Raw genomic sequence first — 18777 nt, 5'->3', positions numbered from 1 at the left:
CCTCGATATGACAATTGTCATGTATTCTTTATGAGAGGAATCAACCCGCATACCGCAAGCGAGTAGCAGGACGAAAATAAACATGATACAATCGGATAAGATATACATTCGAGGAAGGACAGTGGTTTTCATGATTATTCGTAATGAACAAGATTTAGAAGGCTTACGAAAAATCGGCCGCATCGTTGCGCTTGCACGTGAAGAAATGAAAAAACAAGCGAAGCCAGGTATGACAACGAAAGAGCTTGATTTGATCGGTAAAAAAGTATTAGATGAGCATGGTGCTATTTCTGCACCTGAAAAAGAATATGATTTCCCAGGTGTAACTTGCATTAGTGTAAATGAGGAAGTTGCTCATGGTATTCCAGGAGATCGTGTATTAAAAGAAGGCGACTTAGTAAATGTCGATGTATCTGCTGCACTTGATGGCTATTATGCAGATACAGGTATCTCATTTGTTCTTGGAGAAGACGAAGCAAAAGAAAAGCTTTGCCAAGCAGCGGTTGATGCATTTTGGGCAGCAATGAAAAAGGTTAGAGCTGGCTCAAAACAAAATCAAATTGGTCGTGCTGTTTCAAACTTCGCACATAAAAGTGGATACAATGTTATTCAAAACTTAACTGGTCACGGCATTGGTCTTAGCTTACATGAAGCACCAAATCACATTTTAAGTTACTATGATCCAATGGATAATGCGCTTCTAAAAGACGGTCTTGTTATCGCTGTAGAACCGTTCATCTCTATGAAAGCTGATCATATTATTGAACGTGGTGACGACGGTTGGACATTCGTTACACCTGATAAAAGTCTTGTTGCACAATGTGAACATACCGTTGTCGTAACACGCGGTGAACCAATAATCTTAACAGAAATCTAATACCAAAAACGGCTGTTTTGTAGATTTATTCCACATAAAACAGCCGTTTTTATTTTTGGGAAAATATGTGAACTATTGTTGAACTCTTTATCATTTAAGTATATAATCTTTAGCGGAGGTTACTTCAGCTTATCTTTACTAAAAAGATATTGTGACTACGGAGTAAAACAACTTCTTTCTTATTGTTTAAACAGTCTCAAAAATGACCGTAGTAACGTGTTAGTCGAATATTCTGTAATTCTTATATTTCTCTAACAATGTAAGAAACTATCATCTTTCAACTTCGGTCCACTAATCGCACAACTCTCTTTAGACAAAATAGATGACTATTTTCAAAGTACATATTGTCTTCATTCTGACCAAAACCAACCCTATCTAGATTTTTATTTCCACATAACTTTAAGGCAAAAATTAGCCTTCACAAAGGGATACACTACATTGGTTAGTATGTATCGTAAAACTTACCTTTATAACCATTCTTTTTTACTAGATATACATGAAAACTATCTCACATATAAAGGTCTGATATCATTCTTTATATCAGTATTTTTTTCGACATTTTTTGTCGAATTGTGTATATTTCCGCAGAACTGTGTAAATATACATTTTGTTTTACGTTAAATAATATTACTTTGAACATAATTCTGTTTGTCTGAGAAAGCGTATAGAAACGGAGGGATAACAAAAATAAATAGCTTATAAAAAATACTTTTAATATTCCATTTGTTCATGTGGAATAAGTCCCCAATGGACAAATGAATGTTCAGAGGAGGAAAAATGAAAAAACTTTTTAATGTATGTTTAATTGTATTCGTACTATTTTCGCAACTTGCTAGTTTTCCATACAATCAAGTAAAAGCGGAAATCTTAACAGGAGATTCCTTATTTGACACTGTTGAAATGAAAGATGCAACGAATCATATTATTGACGAAGCAAAAAATCCTAACAATTTAATAAAGATAGGATCAACCATTCAAGTAGAATACGCTTGGTCAATAAAGGATCAACAAGCTGCACACGCAAATGATACAGCAGTAGTTCAAATACCACTTGCATTAAAAGTATCTAAAGATTTGCAAGGGGATTTAGTAACAGATCAAAAAAATATTGGTCAATATTTTATAACAGCTAAAGATAATAAATTAAAATTAATATTTAATAATCAAGTAGAAAATTTGAAAGACGCTAAAGGAAAAATTAAAGTTGATACCGTGTTTAACTCAACTTTAAAAACTGGGGAAAAATCAGTTCAAATCGCTTTTCCTTTAGGAACAATGGTTCAGCCTATATCAGTTCCTGTTCAAGTAGAAAACTCTAAAGAAGATGGCACCAAACAGGATACTAATAAACAAGCGCAAGATCCAGTAGCTAAACCTGTTACTGACAATCCGGAGCAAGATCCAGCAACTAAAACTGTTACTGATAATCCGGAACAAAACCCAGCAACTAAAACTGTTACTGATAATCCGAAACAAAACCCAACAACTAAAACTGTTACCGATAATCCGGAACAAAACCCAGCAGCTAAAACTGCCACTGATAATCCGGAACAAAACCCAGCAGCTAAAATTGCTACTGACAATCCAGAACAAAAGCTAGCAAGCGCCCCTGCTGAGAATACAAATTCAGGTCCAAAGCAAATAACAACAAACATTTTAACCAGTGTAAAGTTGACGGATAAAGATGGAAAACCATTTACAGAGGATAACCGTCCAAGTACAGATTCCCCTGCCAATATTGAGTTTACATGGGAACTTTTAAAATCAATGAATGTGAAAAATGGAGATTACTATATTTTTGATCTTCCTAAACATTTTAAGATTTACAATACAATTAACAGTCCTTTATATGATAGTGAAAACCATCAAATTGGTAATTTCACTGTTACAAAAGATGGAAAAGTCACGATGACATTCAACGATTATGTTGAAGAGCATCCAGATGTTGCTGGTAACCTACAATTAAAGACAGAATTTAATAAAGCTGAAATTAAAGGTACAACAACACAAGAAATTCCTTTCCCGATTAAAGATAAGGATGTTTCTATTACAGTTGATTTTAAGCCTAATGTACAAACAGCTACGAATAAAAAGGGTTTACCTGATAGACCAATTAATACAAATGAAATTAATTGGAAAGTAGAGATGAACAAAACGAAAGACACCCTTAAAAACGCTGTTTTTAAAGATAACATTCCACAAGGTACAAGCTTAAATAAAGATTCTATTAAAGTTTATTATTTAGAAGTTGATGTTAATGGGAATGTAACGCGTGGTGCAGAAGCTGAGCCAACAGATTACAATATTATTTCATCAGATGGCTCAAAATTGGAGATTGCTTTCAAAGACTCTATCAATAAAGCATATCAAATCGAATATGCCACAAAGATTACTGATGAAAATATTAAAAGTTTCCGAAATAACGTTACGATAACGAGTGATAATCAAAAGCAACAAAACGCAAGTTCTACTGTAACGGTTTCTCGTGGTACACACTTAAATAAAACAAGTAAATATGATCCAAAGACGCAAACAATTGAGTGGACAATTACTTACAATGGTGATCAAAGAGAGATCAAAAAAGCAGATGCGATTTTAAAAGATATTTTTGACGATACACACGAACTAGATGCAAATTCTATTGTTGTAAAAAACGCTTCATATAATGAAAAAGGAACGCTTGTAACAGGAGACGCTGTTAATAATTACACTGTAAGTAACAAGAAGAATGGATTCGATTTACAGTTTAATGATGATATTAATAGTGCTTATGTGATTACCTATAAAACCAAGCCAACTAATAAAGTTATAGAAGATGGAAAAGTAAAAAATAAAGTTACAGCTGATAATGATTCAAGTAAAGAAAATGAAGCTAGCTTCAAGCAGCAAAATATTATTAAATCTAATAATAAAGCTGAAACAAATTATAAAGACAAAACAACAACTTGGACAATTATAGTAAATAATAACAACTATCCATTAAGCAACGCGATTATTACGGACACCTTTGATCATGGTGGATTACAATTAAAAGATAAGAAACTAGAAATTAAAGACGGAAATTATACCCTTCAAGCTGGGACTGACTATGTTTTAGATGTAACAGATAAAGGCTTCAAAATTACTCTTATAGGTACGTATCAGTCTAATATGACAAAGACATTAGTCGTAAAATATACGACAGACTTTGATTATACAAAGCTAGAAAGTGGTAAAAATTCATTTAAAAATACAGGTAACCTTTCTTGGATAGATACGGATTCTAATCCACAATCAAATAAAGTTGAAGCTAATTTCGATCCTGATACTTTCACAAAGGCAAATGGTTATAAATACGGTTCTTATAACGCCCAAACGAAGGAAATTACTTGGATAATAGGCTTTAACTATAATAATGTTGAGATTAAAGATCCTTATGTTATAGACGTAATACAAGATAAACAAAAATTAGTGCCTGGATCCATTGAAGTGCGCGATATGATTCTAAATGGAAATCCTGATAATGCACAACCTGGTAATGCTGTACCAACTGAGAAATATGAACTTGAAGAACCTACAGAGAAAAATAAAAACACCCTAAAGGTTCATTTCAAACAATCAATTAATTCACCTTACTATATTATCTTTAAAACAAGCCTTGATGGTGAACTTATCCAAGGCACCTACAAAAACGAGGCAGATTTAAAAGATGGTTCTAAAATCGTAAACACCCTTACAGGTGACACTCAAGTAAATAAAGGTGGCAGCTTCGTTACTAAAAAAGCTGTGCAAGACGACAACTATATTAATTGGAGTATCGCAATTAACGAAAGCCAATCAACCATTGCAGATGCCGTTGTAACAGATGACCCAACCGAAAATCAGGTAATTGTGGAAGATTCATTCCACTTATATCCTACAACTATTGATCCATATGGAAATTTAACAAAAGATACAGTAAACGAATTAAAAGAAGGAACAGACTATAAACTCAAAATAACAACAGACAATAATACCGGAAAGCAACATTTCGAAATTGCCTTCTTGAAAAAAATTGATCGAGCTTATATTTTAGAATATCGCTCACTTATTAATGCAGACGATAAAGAAAAAGTAAGTAATAAAGCGAAAATCACAGGCAATAAGTTGACAGTTAAAAACACAGAAACTACTGAAACGATTGAAGTGAGAATGTCTTCTGGTTCAGGCGGAGGATCTGCTACTAAAGGCCGTGGAAACCTTGAAATTATAAAGGTAGATAACGACAATAAGAACGCACTATTAGCTGGGGCAGAATTTACTTTATACGATCGTACAGGTAAAACTGTTATCCGTAAAATTACAACAGACAAAGACGGTATCGCTAAATTTAATAATTTAAAACGCGATAAATATTTATTAAAAGAAACAAAGGCTCCTGAAGGCTATGTAATTAGCTGGGATTTAAAACAAGGGAAAATTGTTGAACTTGGTACACAAGAGACTACAACATATAAACTTGCAAATAAGAAGTTTGTCGGTAAAGTAGTTTTAACAAAGTCTGATGACCTGAATAAAAACGTCACACTGCAAGGTGCCGTTTTCACACTACTTGATAAAGACAAAAAAATAATTTCAGAACACGAAAAATTAACAACAAATGATCAAGGACAAATTACTGTAGATAATTTAAAACCAGGAACTTACTACTTACAAGAAACAACTGCTCCTGAGCATTATAAATTAGACAGTACACCTATTCAATTCACAATCAAAGAAGATCAAACAACAGTAATAAACCGAACTGCAACAAACAGTTTGATTCCAGGATCGGCCATTTTAACAAAATTCGATAAAGATGGAAAAACTTTAGCAGGTGCGGAGTTCAGTGTACGCGATCGATATAACAAAGTAATTCGTGGATATGAAAAATTAACGACAAATGATCAAGGACAAATCGAAGCAAAAGATTTACGCCCTGGAGACTATCAATTTGTCGAAGAAAAAGCACCTAAAGATTACGACATAGATAAAAAACCAATTGAGTTTACAATTATAAAAAGTCAAAAGAAAGCACTTACTGTTACAGCGACAAATCACCTCATTAAAGGTGGTGTCACTTTAACGAAAGTCGATGATGTCGATGGCACTGCCCTTGAAGGTGCTGTATTTAAAATTGTCGATGCGAATGACGAGAAACAAGTAATTCGTGAAAATATAAAAACAGGTTCAGATGGAAAAGTTACCGTTAAAGATCTAGAGCCTGGTGCTTATAAATTTATCGAAACAGAAGCTCCTAAGGATTATACATTAAGTACAAACCCTATCGAGTTTACAATTGATAAAAGCCAACAAACTCTTGCTACTGTTACGGCAAATAACAGCTTAAAAACGGGCGAAGTTGAATTATTAAAAGTTGATGAGTTTGGTGAGAAAAAACCACTAGAAGGTGCAGTATTCAAACTTGTCGATACAAATAATAATGACGTTTCCCCTCACACTAACTTAACTACTGATAAACACGGTAAAGTTAAAGTTAGTAACCTACGTCCTGGTACGTATAAATTTATTGAAATAGCTGCTCCTGAACATTACGTTTTACGAGAAGAACCTATTGAATTTACAATCGATAGAAGTCAGAAAGAAACTCTACTTGTGAAAGCTGAAAATGCTTTAAAGCCAGGAGATGTTGAATTAACAAAAGTTGATGATATCGATGGTACAGCTCTTGAAGGTGCTGTATTTAAAATTGTTGATGCAAATGATGAAAAGAAAGTCATTCGCGAAAATGTAAAAACTGGTGCGGATGGTAAAGCTATCGCTACTGGCTTACGCCCTGGCGATTATAAATTTATTGAAGTAACAGCACCGAAGTATTACGACAAAAATACAAAACCAATTAAATTTACGATTACAGAAAGTCAAACAACTCAGGCTACTGTTACCGCTAAAAACAGCTTAACAAAAGGCGGTATTGAGTTAACAAAAGTGAATGCTGCAGATGAAAAGGAAACACTTGAAGGTGCAGTATTTAAAATCGTTAATAGAGATACTAATGAAGATGTTCGTACGGACCTTGTTACGAATAGTAAAGGAATGCTAGTTGTAGATGACTTACGTCCTGGTAACTATAAGCTTATCGAAACAAAGGCTCCAACTTATTACGATGTAAATGTAGAACCAATTGAATTTACAATCGAAAAAGGACAACAAAAACTCCTTCCACTTACATTTAAAAATAGTTTAACGAAAGGAAAAGTTAAACTTATTAAAGAAGATGATGTGGAAAGTAGTAAAGCTCTTGCCGGCGCTGTATTCACATTGCAAGATGCAACTGGCAAAGAAATTATGAAAGATTTAACAACAGATGATTACGGAGTATTAGTTATTCCTGATTTAGCACCAGGGGATTATCAATTTATCGAAACAAAAGCCCCTGAACATTATAAATTAGACAAAACACCTATTAAGTTCACAATTAAAAAAGGTAGTAAGGAAGATCTTCCTATCCCTGTTACTGTAAAAAATAGTTTACTTACAGGTGGCGTCACTTTAACAAAAGTTGATGATGTTGATGGCACTACTCTTGAAGGTGCAGAATTTATAATCGTTGACGCTCATGATACTAAAAAGGTAATTCGCAAAGGTTTAACAACTGATAAAAACGGTAAAATTTCTGCTTCTGATTTACGTCCTGGAGACTATCAATTTATTGAAGTAAAAGCTCCAAAAGACTATACCTTAAGCAAAGACCCTATTCCGTTCACTATCGAAAAAAGTCAAAAAGAGAATATTACTGTTACTGCTACTAACAGTTTAAAGAAAGGTGCAGTAACATTAACAAAAATTGATGACATCGATCGTACGATGCTCGAAGGTGCAATCTTTAAGATTGTGGATATGAATGGTAAGGAAGTTCATACGAATCTTGTTACAGATAAAAACGGTAAAATTTCTGTTTCTGATTTACGCCCTGGAGACTATCAGTTCATTGAAACAAAAGCTCCTGAGCACTATGTATTAGATGAAACAACGATTCCATTTACAATTGAAAGAAGTCAAACGAAAGAGATCAATGTTACAGGCAAAAATGCTTTGAAAAAAGGTAGCGTTGAACTAACAAAGATTGACGATATTGATATAACTACAAAACTTGCTAACGCCGTATTTAATTTATTAGATGCAGACGGAGAGCTAGTTAAAGAAGGCTTAAAAACAAATGATGAAGGTAAAATTGTTGTTGAAAACCTACGTCCTGGTACGTATCAATTCGTTGAAACAATTGCTCCTGAACATTACGATTTAGATAAAAAACCTATCGTATTTACAATTAAAAAGAGCCAAACTGAAACTCTTCATATCACTGCTACAAATGCTTTAACAAAGGGTGCAGTTAAACTTTCTAAAGTAGACGATGTTGATGGCACTGTTCTTAAAGATGCAGTATTTAAAATTGTTAATATGAACGGTGATGTAGTTCATAAAGACCTTGTTACAAATGAACAAGGAATAATCGAAATTAACGACCTACGTCCTGGTGATTACCAATTTATCGAAACGAAAGCTCCTAAGCATTACGTTTTAGATGAAACACCAATCAAATTCACTATTGAAAAAGGACAGAAGAAAGCTATTTCTTTAACTGCTACAAATAGCTTAAAACAAGGTAGTATCGAATTACTTAAAGTTGATGATTTAAACACTCAAACAAAACTTGCTGATGCGGTATTTAATTTACTGGATCAAGATGGCAAAGTACTTAAAACAGATTTAAAAACAAACAGTGAAGGTAAAATCGTTATCGAAAACTTACGTCCTGGTACGTATCAATTCGTTGAAATAACGGCTCCTGAACACTATGATTTAGACAAAAAACCAATTATATTTACAATTAAAAAAAGCCAAAAAGATATTGCTACCGTTACTATGAAAAATAGTTTAACAAAAGGCGGCGTGGAACTTTCTAAAGTGAATGACGTCGATGGCACTACTCTTGAAGGCGCAGTATTTAAAATTGTGAATATGAATGGTACTGTAATTCGCAAAAATCTTGTTACGAATCAACAAGGTAAAATTAGCGTTTCTGACCTACGTCCTGGTGATTATCAATTCATCGAGACAACGGCTCCGAAACACTACGATTTAAGCAAAGAGCCAATTCCATTCACAATTACAAAGAGCCAAGCTGATCCTATCTCCGTTACAGCTACAAATAGCTTAACGAAAGGCGCTGTGGAACTTTCTAAAGTGGATGATGTAGATGGTACTGCTCTTAAAGATGCGGTATTTAAAATTACTGATCTGAATGGTAACGAGATTCGTACTGAGCTTACAACAGATGTACATGGAAAAATTTCTGTTTCTGATTTACGTCCTGGGGACTATCAGTTTGTTGAAACGAAAGCTCCTGAACACTATAAATTAGATAGTACACCTATTAAGTTTACAATTAAGAAAAGCCAAAAAGAAAAGCTCCAAGTTACTGCTACAAATAGCTTAACTGAGGGTGCTGTAGAATTAATAAAAGTGGATGATATAAATCCAGATACAAAACTTTCTGATGCAGTGTTTAACATCATCGATGCGAAAGGTAAAATTGTTCGCACTGATTTAACTACTGATAAAGATGGTAAGATTACTGCTACGAACTTACGCCCAGGAGACTATCAATTCATTGAAACGAAAGCTCCTAAGCATTACGATTTAAATAAAACGCCTATTAGCTTCACTATCGAAAGAAGTCAACTAACTCACGCTTCTGTTACTGCTAAGAATGGCCTAACAAAAGGTGGCGTGGAATTAACGAAAGTTGACTCTATAGATAAGAAAGAAATGCTAGAAGGTGCGGTATTTAAAATTACTGATTTGAACGGTAACGACATTCGTACGAATTTAGTTACCAATAAAGACGGAAAAATCATCGCTAAGGACTTACAACCAGGAGACTATCAATTTATTGAAACGAAAGCTCCTAAACATTACGACTTAAATGAAGAACCAATTAAGTTCACAATCGAAAGAAGTCAAACAAAACATGTCTTCGTTACAGCTATTAATAGCTTAACGAAAGGTAGTGTTGAGTTAATTAAAGTTGATGATGCCAAGCAAAACACAACACTTGAAGGTGCTGTATTTAAAATTGTTAATAAGGATGGACACGATGTTCGTACCGATTTAACTACTGATAAAAACGGCCGTTTAGTTGTGGATGAATTACCGCCAGGAGACTATGAGTTTATCGAAACAAAAGCTCCTGAACACTATGACTTAAACGAAACACCTATTAAGTTCACAGTTAAAAAAGGCCAAGAAAAAATCGCCTCTGTTACTGCTACGAATAGCTTAACTAAAGGCGCAGTTGAATTAACTAAAGTTGATAACATCGACGGTACTACTCTTGAAGGGGCTATCTTTAAAATTGTAGATATGGACGGCAAGGATATTCGTTCTGATTTAACTACTGATAAAGATGGGAAGATTTCTGTTTCTGATTTACGTCCAGGAGATTATCAGTTTATTGAAACGAAAGCTCCTAAGCATTATGACTTAAATCAAAATCCTATCAAGTTTACTGTTGAAAAGAGTCAAACTGCTAAAGCTTCTGTTACTGCTACTAACAGCTTAACTAAAGGCGCAGTTGAATTAACTAAAGTTGATGACATCGATGGTACTACTCTTGCAGGGGCTATCTTTAAAATTGTAGATATGAACGGTAAGGATGTTCATTCTGATTTAACTACTGATAAAGATGGGAAGATTTCTGTTTCTGATTTACGTCCAGGAGATTATCAGTTCATTGAAACGAAAGCTCCAACTGGCTATGATTTAAACATTAAACCAATTCCTTTCACAATTACGAAAGGACAATCTCAGGTTACCTCTGTTACAGCTTTAAATAGTTTAACAACAGGTGCAATTGAGTTAACTAAAGTTGATATTGATCACCATGGAACACTTGAAGGTGCCATTTTCAATATTTTAGACCAAGATGGAAAAATCATCCGAGAAGGTTTAAAAACAGACCAACACGGAAAAGTAATCGTAAATGATTTGAAACCTGGTAATTATCAATTAGTAGAAACACAGGCTCCTAAAGGCTATCAATTAGATGCATCACCAATAAACTTTACAATTGATAAAGCCCAAGCTACACCACTACAAATTACAGTTTCAAATAAAAAGATTGAATCTTCGTCAGGTGGAGATGACAAGCCAGTTACTCCTCCAAATAAAGAAGAAAACAAAGGCAATGAAACATCTGAGAAACACAAAAACGGAACTTCCGAAGAAACATCAAATGAAACAGATAACAAACAGCAAGGTGATCGAAATACGGATAAACACCTTCCAAATACAGGTCATAAAGAAGACCCTACACAAACAGTAGGTATCGTCCTTCTACTAGCTGGATTATTAAGTATTTTAGCTACAAAACGCAAAAAACATTATTAATAATGTTTTTACATCCAATCAATCTCTCAATTGATTGGATGTTTTTTTATACAAAAAGGACGATACATAAAGTATCGTCCTTTTAACGGGGTGAGGCTGCCCAAAAGTACGGAAAACCTTTGAACAGCCTCTTATTTTCATATGGATGCCTTACATATATCACTGATAATAATTATGAAATGCGGAAACATAATTACCATCAACTGATTCAAACATGAGAAATGAAACCCTACAGTGGTTCCATTTCTCTACATAATCTAAAGTTTGGGTACACTAGATTCATGCAATGTAGGAGCTTTCAGAGTAGAAAGCGAACCTTCGTTTAAAATGATAGCATACATATCTTCCTCAAAAATATGCAAATATGCATATTTTGTTTTTATTTCTCAATGTCAGAATATTGAAAAATAAAAGGCGCGAAGGTAAAATAAAGTCATTATCCGTCTTCTTTTGTCAGTCACAGAGAATAGAAGAATAGGAGAATAGGAGAGGAAAAAATGAGAAAATCATTGAAACAAAAAATAGTAAGCTCTTTGCTTGCTGTATCACTCGCTGTTAGCTTAGCTCCAATTGGGCAAGCAAAAGCGGATTCCACGTCAGAGGTTACACAAACTCCATCTATTACAAAACAGATTGATCCAAACCGCGCAATTGAACATGTTCGTTTCTTATCTGAAACAATTGGTCCTCGACCCGGTGGAACAAAATCCGAAGAATGGGCTTCTCGTTACATTGGTATGCAGCTTAAATCGATGGGCTATGAAGTAGAATATCAGCCATTTCAGGTGCCCGATCAGTACGTTGGATTCATTGAATCACCACTATCAATAAAACGTAATTGGCAAGCTGGTGCTGCTCCTAATTCACTAATTTCTACAGAAGCTGTTACAGCTCCCCTTATCTTTGTTCAAGGTGGGACAAAATTAGAAGATATTCCAAATGAAGTAAACGGTAAAATTGTTTTATTTGAAAGAGGAACGACAATTACAGACTATAATAAACAAGTTGAAAATGCTGTTAGCAAAGGTGCAAAAGGTGTTCTTTTATACAGTTTAATTGGCGGACGCGGAAATTATGGACAAACCTTCAATCCCCGCCTAACGAAAAAGCAATCTATCCCTGTCTTTGGTCTTGCTTATGCGCAAGGAAATGCATTTAAAGAAGAAATCGCTAAAAAAGGGACAACAATTCTTTCCCTAAAAGCGAGACATGAATCTAAATTAACATCTCTAAATGTTATCGCCACAAAGAAACCAAAAAAGAGTACCGGTAATGAAAAAGCAGTCGTTGTAAGTTCGCACTATGATAGTGTTGTCGGAGCACCTGGCGCAAATGATAATGCTTCTGGAACTGGATTAGTATTAGAACTAGCTCGTGCTTTTCAAAATGTAGAAACTGATAAGGAAATTCGGTTTATTACCTTTGGTTCTGAAGAGACTGGCTTACTTGGCTCCGATTATTACGTTAATAGTCTATCCCAAAAAGAACGCAATCGAATTTTAGGTGTCTTTAACGCAGACATGGTTGCAACAAATTATGATAAAGCAAAGAATTTATACGCTATGACACCTGATGGCTCTACAAACTTTGTAACAGATGCTGCCTTGCAAGCAGGTAAACAACTAAATAATGACCTCGTCCTACAAGGTAAATTCGGTTCTAGTGATCATGTTCCATTTGCTGAAGCTGGTATTCCTGCTGCTCTATTTATTTGGATGGGTGTCGATAGTTGGAATCCATTAATCTATCATATTGAGAAGGTATACCATACACCTCAAGATAACGTATTAGAAAATATTTCACCTGAACGAATGAAAATGGCATTAGACGTTATCGGAACAGGGGTTTATAACTCGCTTCAAAAACCTGTTACTCAAACTGAACAGAAAGCTGCTTAATCAATAAAAGACCACTGATTTTTATCAGTGGTCTTTTATTGAGAAAAAATATATATGCATAAAAGCATATTTTATCCTACTCATTATCGTATACAATATTAACTGTAACAATATCGATTACAACTTATAAGGAGGCTTTTTCTATTATGAAAAAAATGATTTTAGCAGGTGCGTTAACTTTAGCAGGAATTACCGGCGCTACCGCGTTTATTCCTGAAACAAAAGTCGCTGCTGCCGCTCAAGAACAAAGCTTTACAAAATTTTATTCTTTGCAAACTGGAGGTAGTTCTGAACAAGAACCTGTTTTCCTTCAAAAGGGACAAGAGTTAACAATTCAACCTAACAGCAAAACTCCTAGTTACAGTGTTTATGACTCAAATCATAACCCTATTGGACGTTATTCTGATGGTTACGGCCGAATTTTCACTGCAAAAACAGATGGAAATATGTACGTTCAATTTCATGCACCTTACGTTTACTATAGTCCTGTTAGTTTTTCTGTTACTTATACAATCCAATAAAATAAAGGGCCTTTCTCAAGGGCCCTTTATTTTGCTTCCCAATTCACTTTTACAAAACCATCTTTCACCATTAAACCACTTATATTAAATACATACTTTTCATTTGCTTTTAATGTAGCTTTAAAAGTACCTTTTTTCGATTCACAGATTTCTTTTAACTCTCTTATACCTTCTCCTTCTCCTTTCCTTTCATATAAGCTAAAGCATAAATTACCACGTTTTGCATCTGTTTCATAAGAAAATGTTACTTCTGTATCTTTTGCATACTCAAGTTCAATACCTTTCCCAGCAATATCCCATGATGAGAATTTTGCCTCGTAACTTGTCTCCCCTCGCTTCTCATTTTCTAAATATATATCACCAGCTCTCCACATATCATCTAGCGTTTGAACAAAAGCAAAGCCGCTAAGTAATACAAACATCGCACTTGCAAATATGACAACTAATGTTATCTTTTGTTTTTTCATAACCTTCATCGTATGTTCGCCTTCTATTTTCTTGTTACTTCTTCGTATCATATATAACAAAACTCCAATAAAAAATGGCAATACAATCGCTATAACACTCCACCACTTACTTATTCCACACGTTTTCGCATCTGTATACACCCATGATGCTACACATACTAAAAGTGCTATAAAAGCCAAAAACATTGTAATCCCAGCTATCTCAAATACTACAAATGGATTAGCGAACTCTATCATGTAATTTATACTCCTTCTTTAAAAATGACTGTATGACAACGTATATAGGAATGTATAGGTGCATCATAATAACTATCGTTATAATGACAGATATTTTATGATCCAAATGACTAACAAACTGCTCTAGGGTGACTGTTAATACAATCATCCAAATAGCATGAATGAAAACAACCCATCTCTTTTCTAATTTCCGAGCATTTCGCACGCTCTGTTTCGTATGATTTATCAGCTCTTCGCTAGGAATCATCTCTCCCGCTAAACTGCTCTTTATTTTCTGTTCAAATTTATCTTCCTTCATGCACGAAACCCTCCAAATGTTCTCGCATTTTCTTTTTCGCATAATTGAGACGATACTTCACCGTACCAATCGGTATATTTAATATTTCACTCATTTCCTTGTAAGAATATTGTTCATAGTAATAGAGTACGAGTACCGTTTTATATTTTTCATTTAATAACTGTATTACTTCCCGTATCATTTCCGCTTCCACTTTTTGAATAAATTCTTCTGATATATTCACTTCATCTGCGAAATCTATTTCTCCACCATCTTCTTTATGAAACAAATCCAATATTCGATCTTTCCACCTTTTTTTCTTACGATAAAAATCATAAAACGTACGAACACAAATTGTAGTAATCCACTTTTTATAATTATCCACATAAGAAAGTTGGTGCCTTGATGAAAAAACCTTTATCCACGTCTCTTGAAAAATATCTTCCGCATCTTCTTTCGTTTTCGCTAACTTATAGCATAAGGAATATATTTGCTGCTTATATATATCAATTAATTCTTCTACCTTTTCTTCCATCATAAGCCTCCTGTCATTTATATAAGACGACGCAAATTATCCTTTTGTTTGATAAAATTTTATTTTTTTATTATCTCCATACAAAAAGGCAATCACAACATCGTGTGATTGCCTTTTACTGAAAGCGAAAAATCGGCTCCGCTTTGCTAGAATACTCGGTGGCTTCGCGCCTTCCTCCGAGGCAAAGTACGCCTCTCTGTTAGGAGCTCCATCCCCCTCCTATTCTAAACGAGCCGCTTTCTCTTTTCTTAATTACATTTTTTCTGGTGCAGATACTCCTACGATTGCTAATGCATTTTGAAGTGTAGTGCGTACTGCTTTCATTAACTCGTAACGAGCTTTACTTAATTCTAAGTTATCTTGGTTCAATACTTTTTCTGCATTGTAGAAGCTGTGTAATGCTGCTGCTAATTCAAATGCATAGCTTGTAATGCGGTGTGGCAGACGTTTTTGTGCTGCATCCGCAACTACAGCTGGGAATTCACCAAGTTTTTTCAGTAACTCTACTTCTTTCTCAGAAGTAACAAGTTTGTAATTCACGTCTCCATCTGCAGCTAATCCTAACTCTTCACCTTGACGAAGGATACTGCATACACGAGCATGAGCATATTGTGCATAGTATACTGGGTTTTCATTAGATTTTGATACAGCTAAGTCCATATCGAAGTCTAAATGAGAATCACCGCTACGCATCGCGAAGAAGTATCTCATTGCGTCCACGCCTACTTCTTCCATAAGCTCACGAAGTGTAACTGCTTTACCTGTACGCTTACTCATTTTCATTTTTTCACCATTTTGGTACAGTTGTACCATTTGGATGATTTCTACTTCAAGTGTTTCTTTATCGTAACCTAGCGCTTGAATAGCAGCTTTCATACGAGGAATGTAACCGTGGTGGTCAGCACCCCAAATGTTGATTAACTTATCGAAACCACGCTCTAATTTATCACGGTGATAAGCGATATCTGGCGTTAAGTATGTGTAAGAACCGTCATTTTTAATTAATACACGGTTTTTGTCGTCACCGTAAGTCATTGAACGGAACCAAGTTGCTCCGCCTTCTTCAAAGATTTCATCACGCTCTTTTAATACAGCAAGTGCAGCATCAATTTTTCCGTTTTTGTATAATGATGTTTCTGAGAACCATACATCAAATTTAACACGGAAGCTCTCTAAGTCTTTTTGAAGTTTTGCTAACTCATATTTCAAACCATATTCACGGTAGAATTCATAGCTTTCTTTTTCATCAGCTTTTGCGTAACGATCACCAAACTCTTCAGCTAAACGTTTACCGATTCCAATGATATCCGCACCATGGTAACCGTCTTCTGGCATTTCTTTCTCTAAACCTAATGCTTGCATGTAACGAGCTTCAACAGAAAGAGCTAAGTTATGAATTTGGTTACCAGCATCATTAATATAGTACTCACGAGATACATCGTATCCTGCTTTTGCTAATACGTTACATAAAGTGTCACCTACTGCCGCACCACGTGCATGTCCTAAGTGAAGGTCACCTGTTGGATTCGCAGATACGAACTCAACTTGTACTTTTTCACCTTTACCAGTGTTCGTTTCACCGTAAGCTTCACCAGCGTTTACGATTGTTGGAATTAAATCTGTTAAGTAGCTATTATCCATATAGAAGTTAATAAAACCAGGACCAGCGATTTCGATTTTTTCAATAGAAGCTTTTGCTTTATCGAAGTTTGCAACTAGTTCTTCTGCAATCATACGAGGTGCTTTTTTCGCAACGCGTGCAAGTTGCATTGCCATATTTGTAGAGAAGTCACCATTTGTTTTATCTTTTGGAGATTCTAATACAACGTTTGGAATCTGTTCTTCTGTCGCTAATTCTGCCTTTAATACAGCAGCTTGAATTTCTTCTTTAATCAATCCTTTTACCTGTTCTAAGGAATTCATTATTTTGCCTCCTTCAAATTAATTGTAATTGTATATCTGCCAGCTTCTTGTTCACTTAGAAGCAATGCGTACGTTAAGAAGAGTTGTCCTTTTTTCTTTTCATCCGACCATTTAAAAAGAACGTTATCAGTTTTCGTTTGCAGTGCAAACGTACCAAGTTCACTCGTATACGTACCCGTTGTCCATTCACCTTTCACATGCGTCTGACGCATAGAAATAGCACCTGAACGCATAATGAGAACTTGTTCATCTTGAATTTTAATAATTGTTTTCACTTCGCCTTGTTCGTTCGGCTCCTGGAATGTTACATATGTACCTTGACCTTTTACATAGTATTGACCATTTGCTTCAAAAGCAACGGTTTCCTTCCTCGCCCCTTCACGGATTTCTGTTACGAAATGAACGTGTACCGGCAAGCCTGCAAGTTGTTTCTTCACGTCTTGCACACCTTTCAAATGTTATAGATATTAAATACTACTTATAATAAATCACTTTTCCTATCATATCAAAAAAAGACGCTGTCTGTCTGCTGAAAAATCAGGAAAACTCCATTTCAAAAAATAATTCACTTCTACTTTATTTCATGTGATAAAATATTTTTTAAATCTAAATATTCTTTTAATTATAGAGGTGAATTCAGTGATACCAACAAAGTTAAAAAAGGGTGATGAAATACGCGTGATTTCACCATCGTGTAGTTTAAGTATTGTTTCAAATGAAAGTAGAAAACTTGCTACAAAAAGATTAACTGACATGGGCTTTCAAGTTACATTCTCAAAATATGCCGATGAGATAGATCAATTTGCTTCCTCTTCTATTTCTTCCCGCATTCAAGACCTCCATGAAGCATTTGGAGACCCTAATGTAAAAGCTATTTTGACGACACTTGGCGGATACAACTCCAATGGTTTATTGAAACATCTCGATTATGATCTAATTCGTAAAAACCCGAAATTTTTCTGTGGTTATTCTGATATTACTGCCTTAAATAATGCAATTTACACAAAAACAGGGCTTGTTACATATTCGGGTCCCCACTTCTCTTCATTTGGAATGGAGAAAGGGCTCGAGTATACAAACGATTACTTTTTACAATGCTTAACCACTAATGAGCCTATTGAAATTATTCCGGCGGAAACGTGGAGCGATGATTCTTGGTATATGGATCAGGAAAATCGAGAATTTATAAAAAATGAAGGGTATGTTCCAATTCAAGAGGGGGAAGCGACAGGAGAAATTATCGGTGGCAATATGAGCACACTTAATTTACTACAAGGCACACCATATATGCCAAACTTAAAGGGCAAAATTTTATTCCTTGAAGAAGACAGTTTAACAGGAAAATCAACGCTTAAAACTTTTGATCGCTATCTACATTCCCTTATGCAGCAACCTGATTTTGAACATATAACAGGTATTGTAATAGGAAGAATGCAAAAAGAAGCAGAATGTACGATAGCGGACATTCAAGAAATGATTTCTTCAAAACCTGAACTTGCACATATTCCTATCATTGCAAATGCAAATTTTGGACATACAACTCCAATTTTTACTTTTCCAATTGGTGGACATGCCAAAATCATTTCTAACAAAGAAAATACATCTATCACTATTTTAACGCACTAAAAAAGG

The 18777-nt window shown here is 34.8% G+C and carries 10 protein-coding genes; 5 read left to right on the top strand and 5 right to left on the bottom strand.

Going from position 1 to position 18777, the window contains the following annotated elements; all coding sequences use genetic code 11:
- Positions 1-82: 82 nt before the first annotated feature.
- The 4 genes from map to CQ064_RS16125 all read left to right on the top strand — a co-directional run bounded on the left by map (position 83) and on the right by CQ064_RS16125 (position 13706).
- Positions 83-877, top strand: coding sequence for a type I methionyl aminopeptidase (gene map, locus CQ064_RS16140; protein WP_003313889.1), 795 nt, complete (start codon positions 83-85; stop codon positions 875-877).
- Positions 878-1654: 777 nt separating this feature from the next.
- Complete coding sequence (locus tag CQ064_RS16135) at positions 1655-11287, top strand: SpaA isopeptide-forming pilin-related protein (protein ID WP_105559672.1); 9633 nt, start codon at positions 1655-1657, stop codon at positions 11285-11287.
- 497 nt (positions 11288-11784) lie between these two features.
- Positions 11785-13185: a M28 family metallopeptidase gene (locus tag CQ064_RS16130; RefSeq protein ID WP_001232223.1), complete on the top strand. Its 1401-nt coding sequence runs from the start codon at positions 11785-11787 to the stop codon at positions 13183-13185.
- A gap of 146 nt (positions 13186-13331) precedes the next feature.
- Positions 13332-13706 carry a hypothetical protein gene (locus CQ064_RS16125; RefSeq protein WP_000738224.1) on the top strand — a complete coding sequence of 125 codons (375 nt, stop codon included), beginning with the start codon at positions 13332-13334 and terminating at the stop codon, positions 13704-13706.
- 26 nt (positions 13707-13732) lie between these two features.
- On the opposite strand, the gene CQ064_RS16120 is transcribed toward CQ064_RS16125, so the two are convergent.
- The 5 genes from CQ064_RS16120 to CQ064_RS16100 form a co-directional block, all read right to left on the bottom strand.
- A complete protein-coding gene (locus tag CQ064_RS16120) occupies positions 13733-14410 on the bottom strand; it encodes a hypothetical protein (protein ID WP_000568893.1) in 678 nt (225 codons plus the stop codon).
- On the bottom strand, positions 14394-14708 hold the full coding sequence (locus tag CQ064_RS16115; RefSeq protein ID WP_000656690.1) for a hypothetical protein: 315 nt from the start codon (positions 14706-14708) through the stop codon (positions 14394-14396). The genes CQ064_RS16120 and CQ064_RS16115 overlap by 17 nt, the downstream gene beginning before the upstream one ends.
- Positions 14695-15222, bottom strand: coding sequence for an RNA polymerase sigma factor (locus CQ064_RS16110; RefSeq protein WP_000391649.1), 528 nt, complete (start codon positions 15220-15222; stop codon positions 14695-14697). Before CQ064_RS16110 ends, CQ064_RS16115 begins: the two co-directional genes overlap by 14 nt.
- A 252-nt stretch (positions 15223-15474) precedes the next feature.
- The gene (gene argS / locus CQ064_RS16105) at positions 15475-17145 is read right to left on the bottom strand and encodes an arginine--tRNA ligase (RefSeq protein ID WP_001086464.1); all 1671 of its coding nucleotides are present in this window, start codon (positions 17143-17145) and stop codon (positions 15475-15477) included.
- Complete coding sequence (locus CQ064_RS16100; RefSeq protein ID WP_000744343.1) at positions 17145-17582, bottom strand: YwiB family protein; 438 nt, start codon at positions 17580-17582, stop codon at positions 17145-17147. The genes argS and CQ064_RS16100 overlap by 1 nt, the downstream gene beginning before the upstream one ends.
- A gap of 202 nt (positions 17583-17784) precedes the next feature.
- Between CQ064_RS16100 and CQ064_RS16095 the strand changes: the two genes are divergently transcribed.
- The gene (locus CQ064_RS16095; protein WP_000613245.1) at positions 17785-18771 is read left to right on the top strand and encodes a S66 family peptidase; all 987 of its coding nucleotides are present in this window, start codon (positions 17785-17787) and stop codon (positions 18769-18771) included.
- Positions 18772-18777: the final 6 nt, after the last annotated feature.

The organism is Bacillus sp. MYb78, from assembly GCF_002975115.1.
Lineage (GTDB): Bacteria > Bacillota > Bacilli > Bacillales > Bacillaceae_G > Bacillus_A > Bacillus_A cereus.
The sequence above is the reverse complement of the archived record's forward strand: the minus strand, read 5'-3'. Positions and strand labels throughout refer to the sequence as shown.